The organism is Streptomyces sp. NPDC102441 (assembly GCF_044765585.1).
In the GTDB taxonomy this organism is placed as follows: domain Bacteria; phylum Actinomycetota; class Actinomycetes; order Streptomycetales; family Streptomycetaceae; genus Streptomyces.
Genome location: NZ_JBIWKH010000032.1, coordinates 1 through 13378 on the forward strand (window position 1 = coordinate 1; position 13378 = coordinate 13378).

Here is a 13378-nt window from a genome sequence, read left to right on the forward strand (position 1 = left end):
CGGCGATCCGGGCCCTGACGCCTATCGCAAGCTGCTCAGGGCGGCCGTGCTCACCCGGCCCGGCACCACGCTGACCGAATTCGTCCAACTGCCGCGGGTCCACGGGATGGCCCAGACACTGAAGAGCGTGCCGGACCTGGATGACAGGGCTCGCAGCATCCTGCGCCTGGACGCCGACGCGGTGGTCGGGGAACCCGAGCTGTCACGGCTGTTCTGGGCGTCGGTGAAGGCCTTGGAATTGTTGAACCGGGTCTCAGACAGGGCCGCCCTCGAAACCAAGGTCCTTCATCTGAAGCCGCGGGCATCGGCTGGGCCTGCCGAACTGCTCGAACTGGCCGCCCAGGCGGCGGCCGCGGGACGCGACCTGGACAACCCGACCGCGCTGGGCGCATTCCACCTGGTGACGCTGGGAGCCTACGACCCGGAAACCGAGCTGGTCGACCTCCAAGGAAGGGCGTCGGGCCGCAACTGGGGCTGGGCTATGACCAACTTCAAGGTGGTCGACACAGCCACGGCCGTCACATCGTCGGGCCGTCAGGGCGCCCACAGCGCCGTGATACCACCGGGCCTATGGCCTCGTGCTATGTACCTGGTGCGAGGCCTGGCCACAGCGAAAATCCAACCCACGCACCTGCATATGGGCCTGCCCCGGAGCTTCAGGGGTGAAGTGCCCTGGGACGAGGTCGCTGAGCTGTTGTTGCACGACCCGAAGATGAACGGGCTCAGCCTGGAGGTCGATGTCGCTCTTACTGCCGAGCTGGCAGCTCCGCCGGAGGGACCAGAGGGCAGCGAGGCCCGGAAGAAGGACCCGCGAGGTGTCATCAGTGCGGCGATCGGTCGCATCGTGCACGCCGCAGGTGCCGGCATATCTCTGAAGAACACGAAGCTGGGACACGCCCGCCTTCGCCTGTCGATGAACGACAAATTGTCGTCCATCGGGCCGCGCGATGGGCTTTCACCGGCGGATGCCGCGCTGGTGGACGGTAAAGGATGGTCGGTCAGCGCACCGCGCGGTCTGGCCTCCTCGGACGTCTCCACGTCTGACACCGACGAGGTCCAGCTTCCCTTCGCGGATGTGGATGGGGTCGCAGCTCCTGCCGCCCCTTCCATCGGCCCCGCCGCCGATCCCGGTACGCCGACCGTTTCGCCGAGTGACATCCGCAGTGACGTGTCCACGGACGCGCCGACAGAGACCCGTGCGGCGGCCCAGCCGTTGTTGTCGTCGGCCGTCTCCGAAGAGTTGGGCCCCAGATCCTCTGGGTTTGCCGAGATGTTCTTCACCCCGTCCTTGCCCGGTTTCGTGGACGACGACGTGCTCATGGTCGATGCTCCTGCCGGGCCGTCCACCCCGATCGGCGTCAGGGAGTTGCTGGAGGAGCTGTACGGCTCTGACATCGCGTCAGACGAAAAGCAGAAACCGCTCTACGAGGCTCTCCTGGCTGCCGTTGTTCGGCTCAACGGGCTGCGGCAGGTGGAGCCTGTTCTGCGGGACGGTCCGTTCGATCTGGATGCCCTGGATGCCGTGGTCCGTCATGTGTTCATGCTGGACACCGCAGTCAAGGTGGCTGCTGAACACCGCGGCCCGTTGTTCTGGCTGGCGATGGACGAGAGGGCGAAGTCGGCGAGCAGCCTGGCCGTCTTGTCCGCGCTTCATCTCCAGCGTGTGGGCGCGCTGGCGCCCGAATACGCTCTGGAGACTCTTGATGACAAGATCTGGGGCCGTGATCTTGGGGGAGTCTCGTTCCCGGTTCTGGACCTGAACCTTTCCGGGACGGCGACACGTCGGCCCGATGGCACGCTGGAGTTCGGTGAGGTCGGTCCGGCCGACTGGCACCGAACGGGTGAGGATCCGCCGTTTGTGATACGGGCCGAGGGCGGCCATGACCATGTGATGGTGTTCGGTCGTCGGGTGTCGATCGATGTGTTCGTCGAGCTGATGGCCATCGATCCTGCGGTGGCCGCGCTCCCCGCGGGTGTGGAAGTGCTGCTGTGTATTTCCGGCGCGGGCGCCAGGCAGGTGGAGTTGGCGCGCCGGGTGGCGGACCGCCTGGGGCGGCCCACCTGGTCGACCAATGGCACCCTGCATGAGTTCGCGCTACCGGAGGACCCGTCCCTGCGGCACGTCATCTACCTGGAGGTCGGTGACCCGGCGGACACGAGCAAGCTGCGCCCCGAGTGGATTTTGAGCCCTCCCGGTCTGTTGCCCGACCCGGCCGATACGGAGGCCGACCGGGCTTTGGACCGCGCACTGCTGAGTAACACCGTTGTGGACCGCGAAAACCTGTCGACGGGTAGATCCTTCTTCGGTCCTGGTGAGGAGAAGTTCGCGGAGCAGGACCGGCATGCGAGGACGGCGAGGGAGACCTGGCACCGGGACCCGGTCACGGGCATCCTGACCAAGGACCCTCACGGTGTTCCGTTCGGTGACGATGTGTACACCTATGGCGTGCACGGCCGCGAGAGCATGACGACGGTGGCGACAGAGAAGAACCCGAAGCATGTGCTCCGGGACGGTGCGTTTGGTGGTGTGCTCCGGCGGCGCCCAAGCCTGAAGAACCTGGACAAGAAGTACAAGGTAGTGGGTCTGGCCTGCCTTACCCCCCGCCGGGGAGGGACGACCCACCGGTCCGGAATGTATGGGCCTGCCCCATTCGTCCCTGATCCGCTGGCGGTCACCAGCGAACTCCAGCACGTGGCCAACGAGACCGGGCGCGTCTCCTTCGGAGTCACCGCCCCGCACCGGCTCATGTATAACGTGGCCGAAAAAAAGTGGGCACACGTCCTGGACACCGATGTGCGGGGGCGGCGTGGCAGGTGGGTGGAGATCCGGCCGGAGTCCTCGGGTGACGCCCTCGACGACCGTGCCCGCGTCGCCGGTCTGCACACCGGTGACGGGCCGGTCTCGGTAGAGGACCGTGAGCGGGCGTTGCGGCTGGTCCGCGCCCTGCGCGAGGCCTTCGGGGTGGCCATAGAGGACCACAGTGAGTACGAGGAGCTGCTGCGTGGCATCGGCGCGCTGGAGATTATGCGTGCGGCCGATCCGGCGCTCAATGGCTTCGGGCCGTTCACCATGGACCTGTTCGATCGTGCCGCCCACGCGCACGTCGCGCTGGTCGGCGGGCAGATCATTGTGGACGGTGACCCGGGGCCCGACGCCTACCGCGCTCTGCTGGAGAGTGCGGCCGCGACCACAGGGTCCGGCACCACTCTGACCGAATTCGTCCAACTGCCGGCGGTTGTCGAAGTGGCGCAGCGGCTGGAGGGCACCGCGGACCTGGTTGCCGAGGCCCGTAACATCCTGCGCCTGGATGCCGACGCGGTGGTCGGGAAACCTGAGCTGTCACGGCTGTTCTGGGCGTCGGTGAAGGCCCAGGAATTCTTGAACCGGGTCTCAGACACGGACGCGCTCGCAATCGTGGCCCTTCATCTGAAGCCCCGGCAATTGGCCCGGCCCGGCGAACTGTTCGAACTGGCCGCCCAGGCGGCGGATGCGGGACGCGACCTGGACAACCGGACCGCGCTGGCCGCGTTCCACCTGGAGACGCTGGGAGCCTACGACCCGGAAACCGAGCTGGTCGATTCCCAAGGCGGGGCGTCTGGCCGTAACTGGGCCTGGGCTACGGTGAACGCCAAAGAGGTCGACACAGCCGAGACCGTCGTGGAGCGGGGCCAGGGGATCGGCAAGGGCCCCCTGATATCGACGCCATGGCCTCGTGGTGTGTACCTGGTGCGAGGTCTACCCCCAGCGACGGTTCAACGCAATCCTCCGTACCTGAAGATGTCCCTGCCCGGGGGCTTCACGGGTGAGGTGCCCTGGGCCCAGGTCGCTGAGCTGTTGTTGCACGACCCGGAGCTGAACAAGCTCGACCTGGAGGTCGATGTCGCTCTCACTGTCGGGATGGCAGCGCCGGAGTTGGGCAGCGAGGCCCGGAAAAATGACCCGCGAAGTGTCATCAGTGCGGCGATCGGCCGCATCGTGCACGCCGCACATAACGGCATAAGACTAGAAAAGGTGGCTCAGAAGGGACGCCTCCGCCCACGCTTCCGCCTCCTCCTGAAGGCGGACAAGGTGAAAGCCGGCCTGCCGCCAGCACCGTCGGCCCGGCTGGAGGACTTGGCGGCGGCCGTCGGGCCGCGCGATATGCTTTCACCGGCGGATGCGGCGCTGGTGGACGGTGCCGGCTGGTCGGACAGCGCACCGCGCGGTCTGGCCTCGCCGGACGTCTCCACGCCTGACACCGAGGACTGGCTCCCCTTCGCGGATGCGGACGGGGTCGCCGCCCCTGCCCCCTCGCCCACCTCTGCCCACACCTTCACCCCCTCCATCGCCCCCGTCCCCGATCCCGGTGCGCCGATCGGCCAGGATTCCGCAATGGATGTGCCGTATCAGCCCGACAGCGACGACACCGCCTCGTCTTTCGGTGACCGCAGTGACACCGAGTCAATGTTCGGCGAGGCCAGCGGCGTTTCATCCAACGTCTCGGACTACGGCTCCGACGACGAGGCGCGGCAGGGTGCGCTGACTGCCGACAGCCCTCCAGCCGTTGGAGGCCGAGACGGCACGGGCAAGGGCACGGCGCAGCTCCTGGGCGGCGACCCGGATAGGCGGGACGCCGTCGGCCCCGATGCCCGGATGCTCTCGTCCGAGGAGGACCCTGAGCAGGGCCGCGCGGAGCGGGGGGCCGCATCCGAGGTCTCGCCGTTGTCGTCGGCCGTCTCCGAAGAGTTGGGCCCCAGATCCTCTGGGTTTGCCGAGATGTCCTTCACCCCGTCCTTGCCCGGTTTCGTGGACGACGACGTGCTCATGGTCGATGCCCCCGCCGAGCCGTCCACCCCGATCGGCGTCAGGGAGTTGCTGGAGGACCTGTACGGCTCTGACATCACGTCAGACGAAGGTAAGAAACCGCTCTACGACGCTCTCCTGGCTGCCGTTGATCTGCTCGACCGGCTGCGGCAGGTGGAGCCTGTCCTGCGGGACGGCCCGTTCGAACTGGATGCCGTGGTCCGTCATGTGTTCATGCTGGACACCGCAGTCGAGGTGGCTGCTGAACACCGCGGCCCGTTGTTCTGGCTGGCGATGGACGAGAGGGCGAAGTCGGCGAGCAGCCTGGCCGTCTTGTCCGCGCTTCATCTCCAGCGTGTGGGCGCGCTGGCGCCCGAATACGCTCTGGAGACTCTTGATGGCAAGATCTGGGGCCGTGATCTTGGGGGAGTCGAGTTCCCGGTCCTGGACCTGACACTTTCCGGGACGGCGACACGTCGGCCCGACGGCACGCTGGAGTTCGGCGATGTCGGTCCGGCCGACTGGCACCGAACGGGTAAGCATCCGTTTGTGATACGGGCCGAGGGCGGTTATGACCATGTGATGGTGTTCGGCCGTCGGGTGTCGATCGATGTGTTCGTCGAGCTGATGGCCATCGATCCAGCGGTGGTTGGGGTCCCCGCGGGCGGGGGACTGCCGGCGGTGGCTGGGCTCCCCGTGGGCGTGGAAGTGCTGCTGTGTATTTCCGGCGCTGGCGCCAGGCAGGTGGAGTTGGCCCGCCGGGTGGCGGACCGCCTGGGGCGGCCCACCTGGTCGACCAACGGCACCGTGCATGAGCACGGGGACCCGGCCCTGCCGTCCGTCATCTACCTGGAGGTCGGTGACCCGGCAGGCACGCGCAAGCTGCGCCCCGTGTGGATTTTGAGCCCTCCCGGTCTGTTGCCTGACCCGGCCGATACGGAGGCCGACCGGGTTCTGGACCGAGAACTGCTGAGCAACACCGTTGTGGACCGCGAAAACCTATCGACGGGTAGATCCTTCTTCGGTCCTGGTGAGGAGGCGTTCGCGGAGCAGGACCGGCATGCGAGGACGGCGAGGGAAACCTGGCACCGGAATCCGGTCACGGGCATCCTGACCAAAGACGATGACGATGTTCCGTTCGGTGAATTTGTGTACAGTGTCGGCGCGCACGGCCGAGAGGGCAGTATGCGCGCGCCGACAGAGAAGAACCCGAGCAATAGGCTCCGGGACGGTGCGTTTGGTGGCGTGCTCCGGCGGCGCCCGAGCTTGCAGAACCTGGCCAAGAAGTACAAGGTGGCGATTCTGGCCTGCTTTACCCCCGGCCGGATTGGGACGACCCTCCGGGCCGGAAGTTATGGGCCTGTTCCTTTCGTTCCTGACCCTCTGGCGGTCACCAGCGAACTCCAGCACATATCCAATGAGACCGGGCGCGTCAGTTTTGGAGCCACCGCCCAGTACCGGCCCGCGTACAACTTGGCCGAAAAAAAGTGGGTACACGTCCTGGACAGCGATGTGCGGGGGCGGCGTGGCAGGTGGGTGGAGCTCCGGCCGGAGCCCTCGGGCGACGAGCTCGACGACCGTGCCCGCGTCGCCGGTCTGCACACCGGTGACGGGCCGGTCTCGGTAGAGGACCGTGAGCGGGCGTTGCGTCTGGTTCGCGCGCTGCGACTGGCCTTCGGGGTGACCATCGAGGACCACAGTGAGTACGACGAGCTGTGGCGTGGCATCTGCGCGCTGGAGACCATGCGTGCGGCCGATTCGGCGCTCAATGGCTTCGGGCCGTTCACCATGGACCTGCTCGAGCGTGCCGCCCGTGTGGGCCGAGCGCAGCTGAGCGACAGTGTGACGCTGGTGGACAGCGACCCGCGCTCCGACGCCCACCGCGATCTGCGGACCGCCTGTCGCGCTCTGCTGCACCGGGCGGCCGCGCCCGCCAGGTCCGGTATCGCTCTGACCGAATTCGTCCAACTGCCGTCGGTCAGCGGGGTGGCCCAGGTACTGAAGAGCGCGTTGGACCTGGATGGCATGGCCCGCAGCATCCTGCGCCTGGACGAAGGCGCTGTGGTCGGGAAACCTGAGCTGTCACGGCTGTTCTGGGCGTCGGTGAAGGCCGTGGAATGGTCGAGCCGGGTCCCATACACGGACGTGCTCGCAGCCGAGGTCCTTCATCTGAGGCAGCAATCGGACTCGCCTAGTGACCTGCTCGAACTGGTCACCCAGGCGGCGGCCGCGGGACGCGACGTGTACAACCCGACCGCGCTGGGCGCTTTCCACCTGGAGATGCTGGGAGCCTTCGACCCGGAAACCGAGCTGGTCGATCCCCAAGGCGGGGCGACGGGCCGTAACTGGGACCGGACTACGGTGAACGACCCCAAGGTGGTCGACACAGCCAAGACCGTCACATCGCGGTACCACAGTGCGAGCAAGCCTCTGACACCGCCGCCATGGCCTCGTGGTGTGTACCTGGTAAGAGGTATAGGCGCAACTCAACTCACAGTCCATCCCTACCACCTGCATATGCGCCTGCGGGGGCGCAAGGTCATGGTGCCCTGGGCCCACGTCGGCGAGGTGTTGCGGCACGACCCGAAGCTGAACGGGCTCGGCCTGGACGTCGATGTCGCTCTCACTATCGCGATGGCAGCGCCGCCGACGGGACCGGAGGGCAGCGAGGCCCGGAAGAAGGACCCGCGAGGTGTCATCAGCGCGGCGATCGGTCGCATTGTGCACGCCGCACATAACGGCATAATGCTGGATATTGCGGATGATCCGGGACGCTACCTCCCCCACCTGAAGGACAAGCCGAGAGCCGGCCTGAAGCGGCGAACGCTGGCCCCATTCGAAGACTTGGTGTCGGCCATCGGGCCGCGCGATGACCTTTCACCGGCGGATGCCTTGCTGGTGGACGGTAAAGGATGGTCGGACAGCGCGCCGCGCGGCCCGGTCCCCCCGGACCTCTCCAGGCCTGACCAGGAGGCCGAGGCCCCTGCCGCGGGAGTGGCGGCGCCGGCAGGGGACGACGTGGTGCGGCCGTCTGTCGCAGGGCGTCAGGTGCCCTTGACCGGACCTGGGTTCGACGGTACCTATCTCCGTTTCGAGCCCGGCGCTCCGCCGAGTCTGGTGCGTTGGGGTGCGGTGGAGCCCGGCGCGGTCGTCCCGCTGACGGGCGGGAAGGTTGCGGCCGATACGTTCGTCGTCACGCCGGGCGTTGGCATCGCCGCCCTGTTCCGGGGTGACAAGCGGTTGCCGGCTCGTGTGGCGATCAGCGAACAGGCGATCTCGGTGCGAGTCGACGACACGGTGTCGTTCTATGGCCGCGATGGCGTTCACCTTGTGGATTGGAGCGACGGGGACGAGCCGTTTCTTCTGGCAACGCAGATCCGCCTGGGCCTCGTGAGGGCGGCGGACGGCCATCACCCGCTCGGTGAGCACGGGCTGCTGGTGGAGGTGGACCGTGGCCGCGCTGTGGTGAACGGCGACACCGGGGACCGCACCCACTATGCGGTCCGGCTGCTGGACGAGCACGATACCGAGACCGATCTGCTCGTCATCATGCCGGTGGGCGGCTCAATCGGCAGCAAAAAAGCGGTGTTCAGGGATGGCGGCGAGTCGGCGCCCGACAAGGTGCGGATGGCCAAGGACGGCACGTTCACGGTGAAACAGGGTGGCATCGCGGTCATGGATGCCCCGGACGCCGAGGACGGCACGTTCACGGTGGAACGGGGCGGCACTGCCGTCACGTATGCCCCGGACGGCCGCCTGCTGGCCCAGAGGCACGAACTGCCGCCCGGCTCCGCGGGCAGCTACCTGCTGCGGCCCACCGGCGGCCATCCCAAGGTGCACGGGGCGGACGGGCTGCCGCTCCCGAGCGCGTCCGCCGTGGATCTTGGAGATGCCGGGTTCCTGGTGCGGCTGCCGGGGGAGACCGACCTGGTGATATCCCGGGCCGGCGTGCACCACAAGGTTGTTCCGCTGGTCATTGGGGACAAGGCGACCAGCCTGTTCGTCATCATGCCGGTGGACGGCCGCGGCATGGCGGCGGTGTACTCGAACACCACGTTGGAAATGGCCGGTCAGGCGAGTGTCGAACCCGATGCCGGCTGGATCATCGTGACGGGTGACTCATCGTCCGTCCACGATCTGACCGGCACCCAGCTGTTTGACGCACGGCCCATCAACGGCGGCCCGCTGAACGGAAACTTCCTGCTGACCTCCGTCAACGGTGGTCCGCCGCTGGTGCGGAGCAGCGAGTGGGCACCGATCGAGAACGTCACCGCGTCACAGCTCGCGCTCGCGCCCGGCATGTTCACCGTGCGGACCCCCGAAGGCAGTCAAGTGGTGAACGGTGCCGGGGACACCTACACCATGATCACGCTGAGCGATGAGAGTGGTGCCCCGACCGGGTCCCTCCTCCTGACGTCAGCGCTCCGGGGGCGCCCCTCCACGCTGTTCGTGAACGGTCGGCCGGTGGACCATCGCTCGTCCTTCGATGAGAGCTCCAGCTTCAAGCTGGGGCGGAACGGCTTGTTTGAGTTCTACAACGAGCAGGGCAGGCTGCAGCGCACAGTGTTCCAGGTGCGTGGGCCGCTCGAGGGTCGCGAGCTGCGTGTGGTTCTCCCCGCTGGTGGTACGCCCTACATGGTTGACCCCCGCGGGACGAGGCACGAGGTGCGAGCGCTACGGGACGTCGGGTTCCTGGTGCAGAGCGACGGGATCGCCATGGTGGTGGACCGCGCCGGGGTCCATACCCACAGGGCTCTGGCGCTCGTGGACGACGTGGTCGTCGTCGTGCCGGTCCGTGGCCGGGGCGGCAGCGCGATGGCGTTCAGCGGCAGTGAGCCGGCGGGCCCAGTGCGGGTCACCCTCGGTGGGGCACGGATCGAGCTGGAGAGTGACGGCAGGGTCCACGTCTTCGATGGCTCGGGCAACGAGCTGGGAGACTGGCCCGGTTCTCTCGAAGGTCCGATGGCCGACAATTCCCTGGTGCTCTCCGAGGACGGGCGGCCCAGACTGCTGGGGGCCAATGGTGTGACGGTGCCGCACTCCAGCGTGACGCGGTTGCTGGATGACCGGTTCCTCGTCCACGCGCCAGGGCACTTCCGGGTGGTGGTGAACGAATCCAAGGCAGTCACCCACGTCGTCATCTCGCTGGGCGGCCAGACCGCCGCCGCCGGCGCGTTCATGATCGTGCCGGTGGACGGTTCGGCGGGCGGCATCGAGGTGTTCCGCGACGGCGAGCGGACGCCGGACCTGGCGAGGGCCCGCGACCAGGATTCGTTCGAGGTGGTCGGCGAGGGCGGGGGCCGGACAGCCGTCCACGACGTGGACGGCTGGCTCGAGGGCTACATCCACAGCTACACCGGCGAGCTCCAAGGCCTCCACGTCTACATTCCCCAGGACGGCGGGCCGCCCCGGCTTCATGGCTTGCCCAATCCCGAAGACGGTGAGCCCCGGGCGGTCGGCTTGTTCAACCCCGAAGACGGTGGCCCGCCCCGGCTGCTCAGTCACCCTGCCCTGGGGCGCGTGACGCCGCTGAGGGGCGGCGTGTTCCTGATCGAGAGGGCAGAGGGCACGGGCGCCGTGATAGACCGCACGGGGGCGGTCACCCACCATGCCTTCAAGATGGACGACGAGCTCGGTGTGGTGGTCACGATTCCGGTGCGAGCCGGCGACCCGGTGGGGCGGTACCAGGACGGCGTGCCGTTGCCCGAGCGGGTGAGCGTCCACGGCGCAGGGGACGCCCGCCGGATCACGGTATGGTCCGCGGACCGGCATACCGTCTACGGGCCGACCGGCTCGCGGCTCCACGTCGTGCACACGCCCCGAACCGGACCGCTGGGCACCTTGCTGGGCGGCAACCAGTTTGTGACCTACGGCGACGACGCTCGCGGTCGCGTCAGATCGCCCGTTGTGTGGCAGGCGGACGGCGCAGTGGCGTCGAACGTGTCCGTCGTACGGCTGCCCGATGAGTGCTTCGCGGTGGAAGTGGACGGCCGCGTCGGGGTGGTGGACGGCAATGGGGTGTACGTCCCCCACATCTCGCTGACCGGCCAGAACGGCGCCGTCACCGGTACCTTTGTGCCCGGCCTCAAGGTGGTGTTCCGGGCCGGTGATGAGCGAGTGGACCGGGCGCAGATCAGCTTCAACGGCAACCGGATCGCGGTGGAGCGGGACGGCACGGTCACCCTCCACGACGGGAACGGCAACTGGCTGGGCATCAGGCCCGGTTCCCTCGGCGGTCCGCTGCGCGGCAATTCCCTGGGCTACGTCGGGGAGCCCGGCCGGCTCGCGGTGGTGGGAGCGGACGGACAGTCGGTGCCGGGTTCCTCCGTGACGCCTCTGCAGCCCGATGGCGATTTGGGGTACCTGATCCAGGTGGGTGGGGTCCTCGGGGTGGTGGACGAAGGCGGTGCGTTCGTCCACGACGTCATCCGGCTGACCGGCAGGAACGACGTGGCCACCGATACCTTCGTGATGTCCCCGGTGTTCTGGCCCGGCGGTGCGCAGCTGTACCGGGGCGACGGCGAATCGCTGGACAACGCCGTGGAGATCATCGGCTCGAACTCGTTCTCGGTGGCGCGGGACGGGGGCGGCGTCGATGTCTACGACATGGTCGGCCGCCTGCTGCGCAGCGGGTATGCGATCCGGAGCGGCCCGCTCCAGGGCCTCTTCGTGCACCTGCCCGAACACGGCAGCGACATGTGGGTAACGGACGCCGATGGCAGCGTGGTACCGGACGCGTCCGTTGTGCGCTTCGGGAACGTGGCGTTCCTGGTCGAGGCCAACGGGGCCCGCGGGCTGGTGGACATCGAGGGCGCGCACATCCAACACGGCACGGTCCAGGACGAGGCGGACCAGCCCAACGGCAGGCTGACGGCCTCACTCGATGCTTACGACGGCAGCCCTCAGCCGCAGGAATACAGGTGGCTCGACGGCGCCTTGATTGCACTTGACGACAGCGTCGGCGACACCTGGTTCTACGACACCACCGGCTCCCCGATGGGCGTGGTGCGTGTGATCGACGGCGGCCCGTTCGGCGGTTTGCTCAACGGAAACCGGCTGGTGTTCCTCAGCGGCGGCGGCCTCCCGTACGTCGTCGATCGGGATGGCGACCGGCAGGACGACTTCACCGTGACGCGCCAAGGGCACAACCGATTCCTGATCGAGATGGACGGAGTCCGGGGGGTCGTGGACGCAAGGGGGGTCCATATCGACGACATCATCCCGCCACAACGGCGGAACGTCGTGCGATCGGCCTTCGATGTGCGGCGCTTCACTCACGGCGGTGAGAGCGTCACCGATCTGACCGTGCGGCTAGCCTTCCACCCGGGCGACGGGCGGGTCGATACCGAAGCTGTGATGGCGCGGGTGCGCCAGGGTGTGGAGTGGTTCTACAACCGGCCGGGGAGCCAGCCGGGAAACCGGGCGGGGAGCCAGCCGGGAAACCGGGCGGGGTACAAGCTGCCCAACGGTGACCGGCTGCATGTCACCGTCGAGCCGGTCGGGCCGGACGACAACCCGCATCTGACGGTCGAGTTCGTCGGCCGGGACAAGCGGATGAACCAGCGGGCGTGGTGGGCGGATGCCGACCCGGTGGAGTTCGCGCATGAGCTGGCGCACCAACTGTTCCTGCGGGACGAGACGCGCAACGCGAGCAACCCCAACCGGCTCCACGCGCCCGGCAGCCTGCTTGGACCGTTCGACGAGCAGGCCCCCGACGGCCTCGCGCAGAGCGGTCTGCGCGAGCGCCACCTGCACCTGTGGGGTGCGGTGGTCGGGGACATCGCCGCCCACACCTCGCCGGAGGGGACGAGCTGGGCCGATGCGCGGAGGAATGCGCCTGCGGAGCTCCGGGAGCAGGTGTGGGTCGATCCGGTGTCGCTTCCCGAGGCTTCCCCGCAGATGGAGCCGGACGGCTCGGTGCCACCCCCGCTGCCACCCGGACGTGGTCTGCCCACGCCGGCGGAGGCGTCGGATTCCCGCCTGGATGCCGTCAGCGAAACTCCGTCCTTGCCCGGTTTCCAGGACGGCGTGGTGCCGGACGACGTGGCCATGGTCGATGCCCCTGCCGAGCTGACCGCGATCGAAGTCGAGGTGTTGCTGGAGGCCTTGGAGGCCGTGCACGGCCCTTTGGTGGAGGAGCTGTACGGCTCTGACATCACGTCAGACGAAAAGCAGAAACCGCTCTACGACGCGCTCCTGGCTGCCGTTGCGGGGCTCGACCGGCTGCGGCGGGCCGAGCCTGTTCTGCGGGACGGTCCGTTCAATCTGGTCAAACTGAATGCCGTGGTCCGTCATGTGTTCATGCTGGACACCGCAGTCGAGGTGGCTGCTGAACACCGCGGCCCGTTGTTCTGGCTGGCGATGGACGAGAGGGCGAAGTCGGCGAGCAGCCTGGCCGTCCTGTCCGCGCTTCATCTCCAGCGTGTGGGCGCGCTGGCGCCCGAATACGCTCTGGAGACTCTTGATCGCAAGATCTGGGGCCGTGATCTTGGGGGAGTCCCGTTCCCGGTCCTGGACCTGACACTGTCCGGGACGGCGATACGTCGGTCTGACGGCACGCTGGAGTTCGGTGAGGTCGGTCCGGCTGACTGGCAC

At 67.9% G+C, this 13378-nt stretch carries 1 protein-coding gene; it reads left to right on the plus strand.

Annotation, left to right across the window (positions count from 1 at the left end):
* Positions 1-13378 (plus strand): lonely Cys domain-containing protein (locus tag ACIREO_RS39635; RefSeq protein ID WP_404119965.1); only part of this gene is annotated, 13378 nt, incomplete at both ends.